The following is a 16533-nucleotide window of genomic DNA, read 5'->3' as shown; positions in this document are numbered from 1 at the left end:
CAGCTCGCGCAGCGCGTGGCGCAAGGGGTCGTCGGCGGTCAGGATCAGCGCTTTGACCAGGTTGACCGCGGCGGTGCGGGCGTCGCTGTGGTGGCGGCGGCAAACCAGCAGCAGGCGCAGTGCCTCGCGTGGTCCGTCGCTGCGGGGCACGGCGACGCGGTCGGTGGGCAGGGCGAGCACCGCGTGGGCGGCAGCGACCGCGTCGAGCTGGTCGGACTTGCCGCCCCGGCGGCGGACCGCGGCGGCGGGTTTGGGTGCCTCGCAGACCGGTTCACCGGCGCCGGTCAGCACTCGACACAGTCCCTGACCGTGCGCCCGGGTGCCCTCCACCGCCCACAACCGGCGCCCGTCCGGCGGGGTGTGCGCGGCGGCGAAGGCCAACAACCGGCTCAACCCGTCCGGGTCGGTGGACACGGTGACCTGCGCCAGCACCGCGCCGAGCCGGTCGAGCACCGCAGCGGTGTGCGTGTCGGTGTGGGTATCCACCCCCACCACCACGTCGTAGCAATCCGCGATCCGCTCTACGATCCTTGTCATCTCGGGTTGTTGCTCCTTTGCCAGCCACGACCGGGACAGTCGGCGTCGGCTCGGGATGCAGTCACCACGGCGGCAGATCTGTGATGGGCCACGTGTGCTCGCACGGGCAGGCTTCTGATCAGGCCAGCAGGGTGGGCCGGGCCGGCGCCGACGACCACCCGGGGACAGGTCTTGCACAAGGCACACCCGATTCCGAGCGGCCGGATCGCTAGCAGAGTCACCCAAGTGATCACCAACGCCGAACCCTAACGGCAACCAGCCGAACCGATCACCACACACATAGAAGCGTCTTGCACTTTGGGTCGCGGCATACGGGACATTCCGCCCGAACCAGCGGCACAAAGTGCAAGATCGCGGGAGAAGGCAGCGGGGCCGGGGAACAGTGGGGTCAGCGGGTGGGGGTGCGGACGCCTTCGGCCAGGTCGGCGCTCAGGGTGCGCAGGGCGGTGAGGCCGGCGGCCTGGTCCTCGGCGTCGAGCACGCAGCGGACGAGTGCGCTGCCGACGATGACGCCGTCCGCGTACCCGGCGACCGTGCCGGCCTGCGCGCCGGTGCCCACACCCAGGCCCACGCCGACCGGCAGGTCGGTGACCGCCCGGACCCGGCTGACCAGGACCGGCGCGGCGTCGGAGTTCTGTGCCCGGGCACCGGTGACACCCATGACCGCCGTCGCGTAGACGAAGCCGCGGCAGTGCGCCACGGTCATCGCCAGCCGCGCGTCCGTGGACGACGGGGAGACCAGGAACGTCCGGTCCAGCCCGTACGCGTCGGAGGCGGCCAGCCACTCGTCGGCCTCCTCCGGGATCAGGTCCGGAGTGATGAGGCCGGTGCCGCCGGCCGAGGCGAGGTCCCGGGCGAACGCGTCGACGCCGTACCGCTCCACCGGGTTCCAGTAGGTCATCGTGACCACCGGGGCACCGGTCGCGGCGACCGCCTCGACGATGCGCAGCGTGTCGGCGGTGCGGACGCCACCGGCCAGGGCGATGTCGCTCGCCTTCTGGATCACCGGGCCGTCCATCACCGGGTCCGAGTACGGGATCTCGACCTCGATGACGTCCACGCCGGCCTCGACCATGGCAGTCATCGCGGCGATGCTGCCCTCCACGGTCGGGAACCCGGCCGGCATGCAGCCGACCAGCACGGCCCGCCCGTCGGCGCGGGCCTTGTCGAACGCGACCCCGATCCGGCTCATCGTCCAGCCTCCTTGTCGAGGATGCCGAAGTAGTCACCGGCGGTGTGGACGTCCTTGTCGCCCCGCCCGGAGAGGTTGACCACGATCACCGGCTCGCGGCCCAGCTCGGCGGTGAGCTTCGGGGCGATCGCGACGGTGCCGGCGAGCGCGTGCGCGCTCTCGATGGCCGGGATGATGCCCTCGGTGCGGCAGAGCAGCTCGAAGGCGGCCATCGCCTCGTCGTCGGTGACCGGCAGGTACGTGGCGCGGCCCGTCTCGTGCAGCCAGGCGTGCTCGGGGCCCACGCCCGGGTAGTCCAGCCCGGCGGAGATCGAGTGCGACTCCACGGTCTGCCCGTCGGCGTCCTGGAGCACGAACGTCCGGGTGCCGTGCAGCACCCCGGCGGAGCCGCCGGTGATGCTCGCCGCGTGCCGGCCGGTGTCCACACCCGCGCCACCCGCCTCGAAGCCGTACAGCCGCACGTCGCGGTCGCCGACGAAGGCGTGGAAGATGCCCAGCGCGTTGGAGCCGCCGCCGACGCAGGCGGTGACCGCGTCCGGCAGCGCGCCGGTCAGGTCGAGGCACTGCTGCCGGGCCTCGTCGCCGATGCCCCGGACGAAGTCGCGGACCATGGCCGGGAACGGGTGCGGCCCGGCGGCGGTGCCGATGAGATAGTGGGTGTCGTCCACGTTGGCGACCCAGTCCCGCATCGCCTCGTTCATCGCGTCCTTCAGCGTCCGCGAGCCGGTGGTGACCGGGACCACGGTGGCGCCGAGCATCCGCATCCGGGCGACGTTGAGTGCCTGCCGCTCGGTGTCGACCTCACCCATGTAGACCACGCACTCGAGGTCGAACAGCGCCGCGGCGGTGGCGGTCGCCACGCCGTGCTGGCCGGCCCCGGTCTCGGCGATCACGCGGGACTTGCCCATCCGCTTCGTCAGCAGGGCCTGACCCAGCACGTTGCGCACCTTGTGCGCGCCGGTGTGGTTGAGGTCCTCCCGCTTGAGCAGGACCCGCGCGCCGACCCGCTCGGAGAACCGCTTCGCCGTGTAGAGCAGCGAGGGCGTGCCGGCGTAGTCGCGCAACAGAGCACCGAACTCGGCCCGGAAGGACTCGTCGGTCATCGCGGTGCGCCACGCCCCGTCCAGCTCGTCCAGCGCGGCCACCAGGGCCTCCGGGACGAACCGGCCACCGAAGCGGCCGAAGTGGCCGGCGGTGTCGGGGAACTGACCGGCCGGAGTGGCCAGTGCGTCGGCGCTCATCGCGGGTTCCTCTCAGTGCGGACGAACCCCGGCGCGGCTCAGCGCGCGGGGCGGGGCGTCGCCGGGTGGTTGCCGGCGTTGACCAGCTCGGCCACCGCCTCCCGGGGACTCTTCTGGGTGACCAGACCCTCACCCACCAGGACGGCGTCGGCGCCGGCCGAGGCGTACCGGATGAGGTCGTGCGGGCCACGCACACCGGACTCGGCGATCTTGACCACGTTGCTGGGCAGGCCGGGCGCGATGCGCTCGAAGACCGAACGGTCGACCTCCAGGGTACGCAGATTACGGGCGTTGACCCCGATCACCTGCGCCCCGGCCTCCATGGCCCGGTCGGCCTCCTCCTCGTCGTGCACCTCGACGAGCGCGGTCATGCCGAGCGACTCGATCCGCTCCAGCAGGCCGACCAGAGCGTTCTGCTCCAGGGCGGCGACGATCAGCAGCACCAGGTCGGCGCCGTGCGCCCGGGCCTCGTGCACCTGGTAGCTGGAGACCACGAAGTCCTTGCGGAGCACCGGGATGTTCACGGCGGCGCGGACGGCGGCCAGGTCGTCCAGCGAGCCGCCGAACCAGCGACCCTCGGTCAGCACGCTGATCGCCCGCGCCCCGCCGGCCGCGTAGTCGCCGGCCAGGTCGGCCGGATCGGCGATCTCGGCCAGCTTCCCCTTGGACGGGGAGGAGCGCTTCACCTCGGCGATCACCGCCACACCCGGCTTGCGCAGGGCCGCGTACGCGTCCAGCGGCGGCGGCGCGGCGGCCGCCAACTCGCGGATCCGCTCCAGCGGAACCAACTCCTGCCGCCGGGCGACGTCCTCACGTACGCCGGCCAGGATCTCGTCGAGCACGCTTACGGACGCTGCCGGACCGGCCTCGTCCCCCTCCGCGTGCGCATGCTCAGCAGTCACCAACGGACTCCCCTCTCCGGGTGTCATGGGCCGATGCTAGGGGGCGCCACCTCGGACGGGGTGCCGGGGGTATGGCGCTCCTCACGAATTGGGCTGGGGCATAATGGCCGACTTCCGGTGAGATCGGGATCACGGAGCGCCATCACGCCCACCGATCGGCGTCACCTGCGACGCCGCGGCACCGTCCGGCGCCGACGCCGGAGACCGCCGTCGATGCTGTGACGTGCCTCAAGGCCGAACGGCCCTTTCCCAGCTCAGGGGCGTGGGCGGAGAGTTGACGCGACGGTCACCACACCGAAACCTGAGCCGCCGAGCATCTTTCTCGGGCAGACTCGACGAGGCGTCTGACCCCAACCGTCCCGACGATCTCCAGCGGGGTGATCATGAGCACTGCCGGCCCGCACGACACCATCGGGCTCACCACCATCTCCCGTACCGTCGCGTCGCTCGCGGTCAACGTCGTCCACACGGTGGAACGCGCCGTCGTCGGCGAGGCGCGCATGCGGACCGCGCGGGGCAACGCCTGGGAGGCCGTGTGCGCCGACCGCGCGCGGGCCGACCAGCGAGCCGAGCTGGACCGGCTGGTGGCCGAGCTGGCCGCGGCCCGTGCCGCCGCCCGCACCCGCCAGCCCGTCGGCTGACCCGAGTCCGCCAACGGCCGCCGGTCGTCCCCGGCCGGCGGTCAGCGCACCGTCGGGTCCTCACCTCGGTCCAGCGCGTCCCACGCCTCGGTCGTCCGCCGCCCGGTCACCCGGTCCGGCGTCTGCGGGGCGCCGGTCGCGTCCGGCTCCGTGGACGTGGCGGACCCCGGGCGGCGGGCCGGCCGCTCGTACCGCGCGCCCATCGCCGGCCACCGCTGCCCGCGTCGAGCGGTGAGCAGTCCACCCGCCGCCGCGAACACCCCACCGACCAGGCACAGCGCCGGCCACTGCCGGCTCAGCTCGCCGTCGAAGGCCGCCACCAGGCCGTAGGCCCCGCCGGCCGCCACCACCACGCCGAGCAGGCCGATCAGCGCGCCGAGCGCCCGGCGCAGCCGGCCCCGGGTGGCCAGCACCGCGCCGCCGCCGGCCAGCGCCACCAGGGCCAGCGCCGGCAGCCACGGCAGCAGGTCCGCGCCGGTCGCCGGCTCGCGCACCGGCGGCAGCGGCGTCGGGCGGGACGTCAGCTCGACCGCCCAGGTGCGGGTCGCCGCCCACAGCGCCAGGCCCGCGCCGGCCACGGAGAGCAGCACCGCGTACGTCATCTCGCGCCGGACCGGCACCGGCCGCGCGCCCCCGGCGGCGCCGTCGTCCGGCGTGGCCGGGCCGGGGCCGGTGTCCGCGCTCATCGGGCCCGCCTTTCGTTCGCGACTGCGGGGCTCCGCTGCGCTGCACTCCTCGCGCTCACCGGGCCGGCCGCAGGGTCTCGGCGGCGGCGATCGCGGCGAGCACGGCGGCGGCCTTGTTGCGGGTCTCCTGGTCCTCGGCGGCCGGGTCGGAGTCGGCCACCACGCCCGCGCCGGCCTGCACGTAGGCGCGCCCATTCCGCATCAGGGCGGTCCGGATCGCGATCGCCATGTCCAGGTCGCCGCCGAAACCGAAGTAGCCGACGGTGCCGCCGTAGAGGCCGCGCCGGACCGGCTCCAGCTCCTCGATGATCTCCATGGCCCGCACCTTGGGCGCGCCGGAGAGCGTGCCCGCGGGGAACGTCGCGGCGAGCGCGTCGAAGGCGGTCCGGTCCTCCCGGAGCGTGCCGACGACCGTGGAGACGATGTGCATGACGTGGCTGTAGCGCTCGATGGTGGCGAACTCCGGCACCTCGACCGTGCCGGGCCGGCACACCCGCCCCAGGTCGTTGCGGCCCAGGTCGACCAGCATCACGTGCTCGGCCCGCTCCTTCGGGTCGGTGAGCAGCTCGGCGGCGAGCCGGGCGTCGGCCTCCGGGGTGCTCCCGCGCGGGCGGGTGCCGGCGATCGGGTGCAGCAGCGCCCGGCGCTCCCCGTCAACGGCGGTGGTCACCTTCACGTGCGCCTCCGGCGACGAACCGACGATGTCGAAGCCGTCGAAGCGCAGCAGGTACATGTACGGGCTCGGGTTGGTGGTGCGCAGGACCCGGTACACGTCCAGCGGGTCCGCGTGGGTCTCCCGCTCGAAGCGCTGGGCGAGCACGATCTGGAAGCACTCGCCGGCCCGGATCGCCTCCTTGGCCGCCTCGACGGCCTTCGGGTAGCCGCCCTCGGGCGTCCGGCAGAGCACGTCACCGGCCGGTGGCCGGTCCACCGTCGAGATCATCGGCGGGATGGGCCGGGACAGGGCCGTGGTCATCGCGTCCAGCCGGCCGACGGCGTGGTGGTACGCGGCGACGACCCGGGCGTCCCGGTCCGGTTCACCCGGCGGCGGGAGGACCGCGTTGGCGACCAGGATCGCCGAGCCGTCGTAGTGGTCCAGCACCACCAGGTCGGTGGCGAGCATCATGCCCAGCTCGGGCACGCCGAGGTCGTCCTCGGTCAGGTCGGGCAGCCGCTCGAAACGCCGGATCAGGTCGTAGCCGAGGAAGCCGACCATGCCGCCGGTCAGCGGCGGCAGGTCGGCGGCCGGGTCGGGGGGCGGCCCGGCCAGCGCCTCGACCGTCGCCCGCAGCACCTCGACCGGGTCACCGGACGTGGGCAGGCCGGCCGGCGGCTGCCCGGTCCACGTCGCCACACCCTCGGACGTGGTCAGGGTGGCGCTGCTGCGCACACCGATGAAGGAGTACCGCGACCAGGCCAGCCCGGCCGAGCCGACGCCCTGCTCGGCCGACTCCAGCAGGAACGTTCCCGGCCCGCCGGCGAGCTTGCGGTAGACGCCGACGGGGGTCTCCGCGTCGGCGAGCAGCCGCCGGGTGACCGGGACGACCCGCCAGGCTCCCGCGCGGGCGGCGAAGGTGGCCAGGTCCGGGCTGACCGTGCCGTCGGTCACGACTGCCCTCCGGCGCTGACCGGCAGCTCCGAGAAGAAGCAGGTGCGGTGCCCGGTGTGGCAGGCCGCGCCGACCTGGTCGACGCTCACCAGCAGCGCGTCGCCGTCGCAGTCCAGGGCGACCGAGCGGACGTACTGGTGGTGGCCGGAGGTGGCGCCCTTCACCCAGTACTCCTTCCGGCTGCGCGACCAGTAGGTGGCGCGGCCGGTGGTCAGGGTGCGGTGCAGCGCCTCGTCGTCCATCCAGGCGACCATCAGCACCTCCCCGGAGTCGTGCTGGCGCACCACCGCGGCGACCAGACCGTCCGGGGTGCGGCGCAGCCGGTCGGCGATGGCCGGGTCGAGCCGGGAGGGCCGGACCGGGCCGTCCGCCGGCTGCGGGCTGGGGTGGGCGCCGGTCACCGGCGCGTCAGGTACGGGCACAGTGACCCATTGTCCCGCACGCGGCGCGGGCACCGGAGCGGGCTCCCGTCTGCCGGAATGCCGGTCCGGTCGACACCCGCCCTAGTGGCCGACGAATCTCATCGCCGCCTCGGGATACCGTTCGCCGGCCGCCGCTCCGGGCGGCACCGCCGCGCTCAGCCGTGCCACCTGGTCGGGGCCGAGCCGCAGGTCGGCCGCCGCCGCGTTCTCCTCCAGGAACCGCACCCGCTTGGTGCCCGGGATCGGGAGGATGTCCCCGCCCTGCGCCAGCAGCCAGGCCAGCGCCGCCTGGGCCGGCGTGCACCCGATCTCCGCCGCCACCGCCCGGACCGCCTCGACCAGCTTCAGGTTGGCGTCCAGGCTGCCGTCGGCGAAGCGCGGCGCGTGGCGTCGCCAGTCGTCGTCGGCAAGCTGGTCGCGACCCGTGATCGCCCCGGTGAGCAGGCCCCGCCCGACCGGCGAGTACGCCACCAGCGACACGCCCAGCTCCCGGCAGGTCGCCAGCATCTCGCCCTCGACGTCCCGGCTGAACAACGAGTACTCCATCTGCACCGCCGCGACGGGGTGCACCGCGTGCGCGGCGCGCAGCGTGGCCGGGCTGACCTCGGAGAGCCCGATGAGGCGTACCTTGCCGGCGGCGACCAGCTCGGCCATGGCGCCCACGGTCTCCTCTATCGGGGTCGCGGGGTCGCGCCGGTGCAGGTAGTACAGGTCGATCGTGTCGATCCCGAGCCGGCTCAGCGACGCGTCACAGGCCTCGCGGGCCCAGGCGGCGCTGCTGTCGACGAAGAAGCCGGGGGTCCCGGTGCCGCCGGAGCCGACGCCGCTGGTCCGGTTGCCGAACTTGGTGGCCAGGAAGACCTCGTCGCGGCGGGCCCGGACGACCGGGCCGAGCAGCCGCTCGTTCGCGCCCGCGCCGTACATGTCGGCGGTGTCGAGGTGGTTCACGCCGAGGTCGAGGGCACGGTGCAGGGTCCGCGTCGACTCGGTGTCGTCGCCCGCGCCGTACGCGAAGCTCATGCCCATGCAGCCGAGGCCGACGGCCGAAACCTCCGGTCCGCCCGCGCCCACCCGTCGCCTCACCATGCGTTCCCCTCCTCCGCCCGCCGGTAGATGTCGATCTTGTAGTCGAGCACCTTCAGGTCCTCCTCCAACTCGGCCATCCGATCGAGCACCCGGGCGCGGTGCGCCTCGAAGAGCGCCCGCCGCTCCCGCAGGGTGGCGTCGCCGTGGCGGGCCAGTTCCGCGTAGCGGCGCATGTCGCGTACCGGCATCCCGGTGCGGCGCAGCCGCGTGAGCAGGAGCAGCCAGTCGACGTCGCGCCCGGTGTACCGCCGCCGTCCGGCCGAGTCGCGCCCCACCGGGGCCACCAGCCCCTCCTGCTCGTACCAGCGCAGCGTGTAGGTGGTCAGGCCGACCCGCTCGGCCGCCTCGGAGACGGTGAGGGTCGGCTCCCGCGTGCTGATGTCCACGGGCTCAAGGCTTCCAGTTCGAGTGCACGCGAAGTCAACCGTTGCGCGCAGGTCGGTTATTCATCTAGCGTTGAGTTCAACAGGTGTTGAGTTTTTGGGGAGGTGTCATGGAGGACGCGATCGTCGTCCGGGACCTGGTCGTCGACCGGGGCGGACGGCGGGTGCTGCACGGGATCGACGCGGTGGTGCCGCGCGGGGCGGTCACCGGGCTGCTCGGGCCCAGCGGCAGCGGCAAGACCACCTTGATGCGCGCGGTGGTCGGGGTGCAGGTGGTCACCGCCGGCACCGTCACCGTGCTCGGCCGGCCGGCGGGGTCGCCCGATCTGCGCCGGCGGGTCGGCTACCTGACCCAGGCGCCCAGCGTCTACGCGGACCTGACGGTCCGGGAGAACGCCCGCTACTTCGCCGCCCTGCACGGTCGGGGTCGGGCCGCCGCCGACCGTGCGGTGGCCGACGTCGGGCTCGCGCGCGCCGCCACCCAACTGGTCGGCACCCTCTCCGGCGGTCAGCGCAGTCGGGCGTCGCTCGCCTGCGCCCTGGTCGCCGAGCCGGAACTGGTCGTGCTCGACGAGCCCACCGTCGGACAGGACCCGGTGCTGCGGGCCGACCTGTGGGCGCAGTTCCACGCCATGGCCGCGACGGGCACCACCCTGCTGGTCTCCAGTCACGTGATGGACGAGGCGGCCCGCTGCGACCGGCTGCTGCTGATCCGCGAGGGGCGGCTGATCGCCGACGACAGCCCCGACGCGATCCGCGCCGCCGCCGGTTCCGACGACCTGGACGAAGCGTTCCTCCGGCTGATCCGCGCCACCGAGGCCGACGTCGAGGAGGCGTCGTGAACCCCCGGATCCTCGCCGCCACCACCGGCCGCATCCTGCGCCAGCTCCGGCACGACCGGCGCACCCTGGCGCTGCTCGCGGTGGTGCCGTCCGCGCTGCTCACCCTGGTCTACTTCATGTACGTCGACCAGCCCGCCCCGCCCGGTGCGCCCTCGACCTTCGACCGGGTCGCGCTGATCATGCTCGGCTTCTTCCCCTTCGTGATCATGTTCCTGGTGACCAGCATCGCGATGCTGCGCGAACGCACCACCGGCACGCTGGAACGCCTGCTCACCACACCGCTGGGCAAGCTCGACCTGCTCTTCGGCTACGGCCTCGCGTTCGGTCTGGCCGCCTCCGTCCAGGCGGTGATCGCCTCGGCCGTGGCGTACTGGGTCTTCGACCTCGACACCGCCGGGCACAGCGGCCTGGTGCTGCTGATCGCGGCACTGAACGCGGTGCTCGCCGTCGCGCTCGGGCTGTTCTGCAGCGCCTTCGCCCGCACCGAGTTCCAGGCCGTACAGTTCATGCCGCTCGTGGTGGTCCCCCAGCTCCTGCTGTGCGGGCTGTTCGTGCCCCGGGGTGAGATGGCCGGCTGGCTGCAGGCGGTCAGCGACGCGCTGCCCCTGTCGTACGCCGTGGAGGCGTTGCAGGAGGTCGGCGCCAACGCCGAACCCACCGGCACGATGTGGCGGGACCTGGCGGTCGTCGCCGGGTCGGCGGTGCTGGCCCTGGTGCTCGCCGCCGCGACCCTGCGCCGCCGCAGCGGCTGACGCCGGCGGGGCACGGCCCGCCGACCACGGCACGACCGGTGGCGGGCCAGGACGGGAAAGGGACGAAGGACGGCGATGGCGCGGCGAACGGGACGGCGACCGGGCAACCCGGACACCCGGGAGGCGATCCTGCGGGCGGCACGCGACGCGTTCGCGGACCGGGGCTACGACGCCGCCTCGATCCGCGCCATCGCCGCCGCCGCCGGGGTGGACCCGGCGCTGGTGCACCACTACTTCGGCAACAAGGACCAGCTCTTCCTGGCGGCGATGAACGCGCCGCTGAACCCGGGTGAGCTGCTGCCGGCGGTGCTCGCCGGGGACCGGGACGGCATCGGCGAACGACTGGCACGGACGTTCCTCGGGGTGTGGGACTCGCCCGCCGGCACCGCCGGGGTGGCCCTGCTGCGCTCGGCGCTCAGCAACGAGTGGACCGCCCGGCTGCTGCGCGAGTTCATCACCACCCAGGTGCTCCGGCGGGTCCTGGAGCACCTCGACGTCGACCCGGCGGAGCTGCCCATGCGCGGCTCGCTGGTGGCGAGCCAGCTCATGGGGCTGGCCATGGTCCGGCACGTGGTGAAACTGGAGCCGGCCGCCTCCGCCGATCCGGAGCTGCTCGTCGCCGCCGTCGCGCCGACCCTCCAGCGCTACCTCACCGCCCCCCTCACGGTGTAAGGAAGGGCCCCTTCTTAACGCCTGGCGTTGTACAAGGGCCCCCTATTAACACCTCGGCGCCGCAGCGCCGGGAGCGCGGTGCGCGGCGCGCGCGGGTCAGGCGTGCTCGGCGGGGCGCGGGGTGCCGGCGCAGGGGCGCAGCACCGGGCGCAGCAGGCGGGCCAGGTCCGCCGGTTCGGCCAGCGGACGCGGGAAGGTCAGCCGGGCGCGGCGACGGGCGGCCGGCCGGCCGTACGCGACGAGCATCCCGTACCGGTCCAGCCGGACCACCCGCGGCGCGGTCCCCGGGCCGCCGTCGGCCAGGCCGAGCTGCCGACGCAGGTACGCGGCCATCCGGTCGGCGTGCTGGTCGGCGAGGTCGGCCAGCAGGCCCCCCTCGGCGGCGTGCAGCGGATCCGGCTCGGCCTCCGCGTACGCCCCGGGGTCGATCCGGCGCACGGCGCCGGCGCGTTCCCAGCGGGCCTCGGCCACCTCGAAGCGGAAGAGGCGGAAGCGGGCGCCGACGTCGAGCAGGTCACCGGTCGGCTCCACGGCCGCGAAGTCCAGCGCGGCGGCGCGGGCCTCGGTCCCGTGCAGCGGCGTGGCCCAGCCGGAGACCCAGGCCCGGCCCAGCGACGGCGCGCCGGCCGACGGCGGCAGGTCCAGGACGTCCAGGACCGCCGGTACGTCGGTGCCACCGTCGACCGGGCGCAGCGCGGCCGCGAGGTTACTGACCACGGGCACGAGCAGGAGCACCCGCCCGTCCGGGTCGGTGACGTGCCGGGCGTGGTGCGGGCCGGGCCGGTGCGCCACGTGGACGAGACCGGGCAGCCGGCCCGCGACGAGGGTGCGGACGATCTCCGCGGGGCTGGGTCGCACGGCACGACCTCCTCAGTAGGTTAGGCTCACCTAACTTGGAGGGTAGAGCACCGCGACCGTCGCGTCTACCTGGTCTGTTCCAGCCACGAGGCGTAGAGCAGGCCATAGATCGACTCGGGGTCGCGCACCAATTCGTCGTGCGGGCCGCGCTGCACGATCCGCCCCCGGTCCACCACGATCACCTCGTCGGCGGACTGGGCGGTGGAGAGCCGGTGCGCGATGGCGAGCGTCGTCCGTCCCCGGGTCACCGCGTCCAGGGTGCGCTGCAACCGCACCTCCGTGGCCGGGTCGACCGCGCTGGTCGCCTCGTCCAGCACCAGCAGGTCCGGGTCGGCGACGTACGCCCGGGCCAGCGCCACGAGCTGCCGCTCCCCCACACTCAGCGCCTCGCCGCGCTCCCCCACCGGCGTGTGCAGCCCCGACGGCAGCCCCTCCAGCCAGTCGGCCAGCCCCAGCTCGGTGAAGGCCGTCGTGAGCTGCGCGTCGGTCAGGTCCGGACGGGCGAAGCGGACGTTGTCCGCCACCGTCGCGTCGAACAGGAAGCCGTCCTGCGGCACCATCACCACCCGGGACCGCAGCGAGGCGAACCGCACCCGGTCCAGCGGCACACCGGAGAGCAGCACCGCGCCCTCGGTGGGGTCCATCAACCGGGTGACCAGCTTCGCGAAGGTGGTCTTGCCGCTGCCGGTCTCCCCCACGATCGCCACCCGGCTCTTCGCCGGAATCTCCACCTCGATGTCGTGCAGCACCGGGGCGCCGCCCGGGTAGGCGAACCGCACCCCGGCGAACCGGATGTCCAGCGGGCCCGACGGCAGGTCGCGGCCCTGGCTCCCCGGATCGGCGACGTCCGGCTCGACGTCCAGCACGTCCAGCACCCGGCGCCAGCCGGCGATCGCGTTCTGCGCCTCGTTGAGCACCTCGGTGGCGATCTGCACCGGCTGGATGAAGAGCGTGACCAGGAACAGGAAGGCCGTCACCTCGCCGATGCTGAGACTCCGGTCGGCGCCGAGGGTCACCCCGAGCACCACCACACCGGCCAGCGCCACCCCGGCGGCCAGCTCGCCGACCGAGCTGCCCAGGATGCTGATCCGGATCGCCTTCTGCTGCGCGCGCCGCTGGCTGTCGATCGCCTCGTCGAGGCGACGGGCGGTGCGCCCGGCGATCCCGTACGCCCGGATCACCGGCGCGCCCACCACGCTCTCGGCGATCGTCCCCAGCAGGGTGCCGGTGCGCTGCCGGACCACCCCGTACGCCCCGGCGAGCCGACGTTGCAGCGCCCGGATCACGAACACCGCCGGCAGGAACGCGGCGAACACCACCAGGGTCAACTGCCAGGAGTACACGAACATGACCAGCGTCGTCACGACCAGCTGACCGAGGTTGATCAACAGGATCACGCCGCCCCACTGGAGGAACTGGGTGATCTGGTCGACGTCACTGGTGACCCGGGAGACCAGTGAGCCGCGCCGCTCGGACTGCTGGTGCAGCATCGACAGGTCGTGGACGTGCCGGAACGCCCGGACCCGCACGTTGGCCAGCGCGGTCTCGCTGACGGTGAAGAGCCGGCGCATCATCAGGTAGCCGCAGAGCGTGGTCACCACCAACACCGCGGCGGTCACGGCGACCACCGTCCAGACCACGCCCAGGTCGAGTCCGCCGAGGATGCCCCTGTCGATGCCCTGCTGGACGGCGACCGGCACCGCCGCCCGGCCGACCATGTAGACGAGCGCCAGGCCCAGCGTGCCGGCGAGGCCCACCCGCAGCTCCGGGGAGAGCGCGAGCCCTCGCCGCAGCGTCTGCCAGGTCGTCTCGGCCGGCTCGGTGCGCCCCTCCTCCGGGGTCGTCGTGGTGCTGCTGCTCACCGGACTGGCCTTTCGTTCGCGACTGCGGGGCTCGCAAGCTCACTCCTCGCGCTCACCGGTCCACCTCGATCTCCAGGCCGGACGCCAGCGGCGGCGTGACCTCGTCGGCGTACGTGCGCTGCTCGGCCTGCTCGACCTCCGCCTGCTCGTAGGCGGTGACCAGGTCGGCGTAGCCGGGAACGGTGGCGAGCAGCTCGGTGTGCGTACCCCGGGCGATCACCCGCCCCTGCTCCAGGTAGACGACCTCGTCGGCGAGGGCGATGGTCGCCCGCCGGTACGCGACCACCAGGATCGACGCCGCCGGCGCTCCCGCCGCACCCGTGGACGAGCGCAGACCGGCCAGGATGGCGGCCTCCACCCGCGGGTCCACGGCGCTGGTCGCGTCGTCGAGCACCAGCAGTCGGGGGCGGCCGGCGAGCGCGCGGGCGAGGGTGAGCCGCTGCCGCTGGCCGCCGGAGAGCGAGGTGCCCCGCTCACCGACCCGCGTGTCCAGGCCCTCGGGGAGAGCGGCGACGAAGCCGTCCGCCTCGGCCAGCCGCAGGGCCGCCCACACGTCCTCGTCGCCGATGCCCGGCCGGTCCAGGGTGATGTTGGCCCGCACGGTGTCGTCGAAGACGAACGGCACCTGGGCGACGAGCGCGGCGGTGCTGGCCAGCGAGGCGGCGGTGAGGTCGCGGACGTCGACACCGTCGACGCTGACCGAGCCGGCGTGCGGGTCGACCAGGCGGACGGCGAGCGACGCGATGGTGGACTTGCCGGAGCCGGTCGGGCCGACCAGGGCGACGGTCCGGCCGGCCGGGACGGTGAAGGTGACCTCGCCCAGCACCTCGGTGCCGGGCAGGTGCGCCTCGGCCGGCTCGTACGCGAAGTGCACGTCGGAGAAGGCCAGCGTGGCGGGTCGGGGGTCGGCGGGGTCGAGGACCCTCTCGCCGTACGGCATCTCGCCGGTCGCGTCGAGCACCCGGCGCACCCGGTCCCAGCCGGCGACGCTGCGGGGCAGCTCGGCGAGCACCCAGCCGATCGCGCGGACCGGGAAGGCCAGCACGGTGAACAGGAACGCCACGCTGACCAGTTCCGCGACGCTGATCGCGCCCTGCCGCAGCCGGATGGTGCCGACCACCAGCACCGCGAGGGTGCCGAGGCTGGGCAGGGTCTCCAGCATCGGGTCGAAGACCCCGCGGAGGCGGCCCACCGCGACCAGGGCGTCGCGTAGCTCCCGGGCGTGGCCGGCGAACCGGTCGGTCTCCTGCGCCTCCCGGCCCATCGTCTTGACCACCAGCGCGCCGTCGAAGCTCTCGTGGGCGATGCCGCTGACCTCGGCGCGCAGCAGCTGCGCCCGGGCCTGCCGGGGAGCCATCCGGCGGCTGTAGACGACGTTGAGCGCGAACAGCGCCGGGAAGACCGCGAGCCCGACCAGGGCCAGCGCCCAGTCCGTGACGAACAGCGCGCCCACCGCTCCGACCAGCATCACCAGCGTGCCGACGGCGAACGGCAGCGGGGCGATCGGGTACCACGCCGCCTCCACGTCGGAGTTGGCGTTGGACAGCAGGGTGCCGGTGGCGTTGCGGTGGTGCCAGGACAGCGGGAGGTCCAGGTAGCGGCGGGTGACCCGGCGGCGGTAGGCGGCCTGGAGGCGGTACTGCATGTAGCCGGCACCGAGGCGCCGGCCGAAGATGCCCACCACCCGGAGCACGCTGATGCCGAACAGCGTCGCCGCGGCCAGGGCGAGCGCGCCGACCTCCACCGAGCCGCGCTCGATCGCCGGCAGCACCACGTCGCCGACCACCCCGCCGACCACGTACGCGCTGCCGATCACCATCAGACCGAACAGCACGCTGCCGCTCACCGCGACCGCGAAGATCCGCGGCTGCTCCCGGATCGCCTTCCCGAGGACGACGAGCCCTCGGGCGAGCACGTCCCGACTTGTCCTGGTCGCCACACTCTCCCCCGCCGTAAGCCGCAATTATCTCTCCCATCCTTACCGCTGTGGGACCGCTCCGCTGACCCGGGAGCCCTATGTCCAGCGTCACGTCCGCGCGACGACCGGACGCCACGCCGCGCGGCCCGCGCCGACCAGCGCTCCACCGGCGGCGTGGGCCCGCCCGCCCTAGGATCGTGGCCATGCCGCGGTACGCCCGATCGGAGCGCGAGGCGCTCGCCGATCTCTTCGGAACGCTGGGACCGGACGCACCGACGCTCAACGAGGGGTGGGCCACGCGGGACCTGGCCGCCCATCTGGTGCTGCGGGAACGCCGGCCGGACGCCGCCGGCGGCATCCTGCTGCCCCCGCTGCGCGGGCACGCCGAGCGCGTCCGGCGCCGGCTCGCGGCCCAGCCGTGGTCCCGGCTGGTCGGCCAGGTGCGCCGGCCGCCGGCGTGGAGCCCGGTCAGCAACCGGTTGACCGACGAGCTGGTCAACACGATGGAGTTCTTCATCCACCACGAGGACGTGCGGCGTGCCCGCCCGGGCTGGATGCCACGGGACCTGCCCGCCGGGCTGCACCGCGCGTTGTGGAGGCGGGTCGCACCGCTGGCCCGTCTCGGGCTGCGCCGGTTCCCGGCCGACGTCTTCGTACAGGCGCCCGGCTACGGCGAGCTGTCGGTGGGTCGGGGCGGCGAGCCGGTCCGCGTGGTGGGGGCTCCCGGCGAGCTGGCCCTCTTCCTCTCCGGCCGGCAGCGCGTGGCGCGGGTGCAGGTGGCCGGGCCGGCGGCGGCGGTGGAGCGCCTCCGCAGCGCCGACCTGGGCATGTAACGGACTGTACGTAAACGGCCACACCCCCCGCGCGGGACGGCGTCGCACTGCGGCTCGATGTTCCCGGCGCGCTCCCGTACGCTGTGCCGCGCCGTCC

Annotated in this window: 17 protein-coding genes; 5 read left to right on the top strand and 12 right to left on the bottom strand. The window is 74.1% G+C overall.

Annotated elements, in window-relative coordinates:
• The 4 genes from ACIBR0_RS05510 to trpC form a co-directional block, all read right to left on the bottom strand.
• The coding region (locus tag ACIBR0_RS05510) for a transposase (RefSeq protein WP_396712821.1) at positions 1 to 537 on the bottom strand (537 nt) is incomplete at its 3' end.
• Between the two features lie 388 nt (positions 538 to 925).
• Positions 926 to 1729 (bottom strand): tryptophan synthase subunit alpha, encoded by an 804-nt coding sequence (trpA, locus tag ACIBR0_RS05505; protein WP_396712820.1) that lies wholly within the window; start codon positions 1727 to 1729, stop codon positions 926 to 928.
• Positions 1726 to 2970: a tryptophan synthase subunit beta gene (gene trpB, locus ACIBR0_RS05500; RefSeq protein WP_396712819.1), complete on the bottom strand. Its 1245-nt coding sequence runs from the start codon at positions 2968 to 2970 to the stop codon at positions 1726 to 1728. Before trpB ends, trpA begins: the two co-directional genes overlap by 4 nt.
• Before the next feature lie 38 nt (positions 2971 to 3008).
• Entirely contained in the window at positions 3009 to 3812 is an 804-nt protein-coding gene (gene trpC / locus ACIBR0_RS05495) for an indole-3-glycerol phosphate synthase TrpC (RefSeq protein WP_396712840.1), read from the bottom strand.
• A gap of 443 nt (positions 3813 to 4255) precedes the next feature.
• On the opposite strand from trpC, the gene ACIBR0_RS05490 reads away from it, so the two are divergent.
• Entirely contained in the window at positions 4256 to 4513 is a 258-nt protein-coding gene (locus ACIBR0_RS05490) for a hypothetical protein (RefSeq protein ID WP_396712818.1), read from the top strand.
• A gap of 41 nt (positions 4514 to 4554) precedes the next feature.
• Here ACIBR0_RS05490 and ACIBR0_RS05485 read toward each other — a convergent pair whose 3' ends face one another.
• The 5 genes from ACIBR0_RS05485 to ACIBR0_RS05465 all read right to left on the bottom strand — a co-directional run bounded on the left by ACIBR0_RS05485 (position 4555) and on the right by ACIBR0_RS05465 (position 8702).
• Positions 4555 to 5199, bottom strand: a complete 645-nt coding sequence (locus ACIBR0_RS05485) for a Trp biosynthesis-associated membrane protein (protein WP_396712817.1) — start codon at positions 5197 to 5199, stop codon at positions 4555 to 4557.
• Positions 5200 to 5254: 55 nt separating this feature from the next.
• Entirely contained in the window at positions 5255 to 6808 is a 1554-nt protein-coding gene (locus ACIBR0_RS05480; RefSeq protein ID WP_396712816.1) for an anthranilate synthase component I, read from the bottom strand.
• A complete protein-coding gene (gene hisI, locus ACIBR0_RS05475; protein WP_396712815.1) occupies positions 6805 to 7230 on the bottom strand; it encodes a phosphoribosyl-AMP cyclohydrolase in 426 nt (141 codons plus the stop codon). Before hisI ends, ACIBR0_RS05480 begins: the two co-directional genes overlap by 4 nt.
• Before the next feature lie 81 nt (positions 7231 to 7311).
• The gene (locus ACIBR0_RS05470) at positions 7312 to 8316 is read right to left on the bottom strand and encodes an aldo/keto reductase (protein ID WP_396712814.1); all 1005 of its coding nucleotides are present in this window, start codon (positions 8314 to 8316) and stop codon (positions 7312 to 7314) included.
• Complete coding sequence (locus tag ACIBR0_RS05465; protein ID WP_357034450.1) at positions 8310 to 8702, bottom strand: MerR family transcriptional regulator; 393 nt, start codon at positions 8700 to 8702, stop codon at positions 8310 to 8312. The genes ACIBR0_RS05470 and ACIBR0_RS05465 overlap by 7 nt, the downstream gene beginning before the upstream one ends.
• Before the next feature lie 107 nt (positions 8703 to 8809).
• Here ACIBR0_RS05465 and ACIBR0_RS05460 point away from each other — a divergent pair, with 107 nt between their 5' ends.
• The 3 genes from ACIBR0_RS05460 (at position 8810) to ACIBR0_RS05450 (ending at position 10965) form a co-directional block, all read left to right on the top strand.
• The gene (locus ACIBR0_RS05460; RefSeq protein ID WP_396712813.1) at positions 8810 to 9541 is read left to right on the top strand and encodes an ABC transporter ATP-binding protein; all 732 of its coding nucleotides are present in this window, start codon (positions 8810 to 8812) and stop codon (positions 9539 to 9541) included.
• Complete coding sequence (locus tag ACIBR0_RS05455; protein ID WP_357034446.1) at positions 9538 to 10293, top strand: ABC transporter permease; 756 nt, start codon at positions 9538 to 9540, stop codon at positions 10291 to 10293. Before ACIBR0_RS05460 ends, ACIBR0_RS05455 begins: the two co-directional genes overlap by 4 nt.
• 75 nt (positions 10294 to 10368) lie before the next feature.
• Positions 10369 to 10965 (top strand): TetR family transcriptional regulator, encoded by a 597-nt coding sequence (locus ACIBR0_RS05450; protein ID WP_396712812.1) that lies wholly within the window; start codon positions 10369 to 10371, stop codon positions 10963 to 10965.
• A 96-nt stretch (positions 10966 to 11061) separates the two neighbouring features.
• Here the strand turns inward: ACIBR0_RS05450 and ACIBR0_RS05445 are convergent, their stop codons facing one another.
• From ACIBR0_RS05445 to ACIBR0_RS05435, 3 genes are all read right to left on the bottom strand, one after another.
• Positions 11062 to 11823: a DUF2470 domain-containing protein gene (locus tag ACIBR0_RS05445; protein ID WP_396712811.1), complete on the bottom strand. Its 762-nt coding sequence runs from the start codon at positions 11821 to 11823 to the stop codon at positions 11062 to 11064.
• A gap of 65 nt (positions 11824 to 11888) precedes the next feature.
• Entirely contained in the window at positions 11889 to 13685 is a 1797-nt protein-coding gene (locus ACIBR0_RS05440; RefSeq protein ID WP_396712810.1) for an ABC transporter ATP-binding protein, read from the bottom strand.
• Between the two features lie 52 nt (positions 13686 to 13737).
• Positions 13738 to 15624 carry an ABC transporter ATP-binding protein gene (locus ACIBR0_RS05435; RefSeq protein WP_396712809.1) on the bottom strand — a complete coding sequence of 629 codons (1887 nt, stop codon included), beginning with the start codon at positions 15622 to 15624 and terminating at the stop codon, positions 13738 to 13740.
• A 182-nt stretch (positions 15625 to 15806) separates the two neighbouring features.
• Here ACIBR0_RS05435 and ACIBR0_RS05430 point away from each other — a divergent pair, with 182 nt between their 5' ends.
• Positions 15807 to 16436 (top strand): TIGR03085 family metal-binding protein, encoded by a 630-nt coding sequence (locus ACIBR0_RS05430; RefSeq protein ID WP_396712808.1) that lies wholly within the window; start codon positions 15807 to 15809, stop codon positions 16434 to 16436.
• Positions 16437 to 16533: the final 97 nt, after the last annotated feature.

Source organism: Micromonospora sp. NPDC049497 (assembly GCF_044465805.1).
Classification (GTDB): Bacteria; Actinomycetota; Actinomycetes; order Mycobacteriales; family Micromonosporaceae; genus Micromonospora.
Note: the sequence above shows the minus strand (reverse complement) of the source record. Positions and strands in the feature narration are given on the sequence as shown.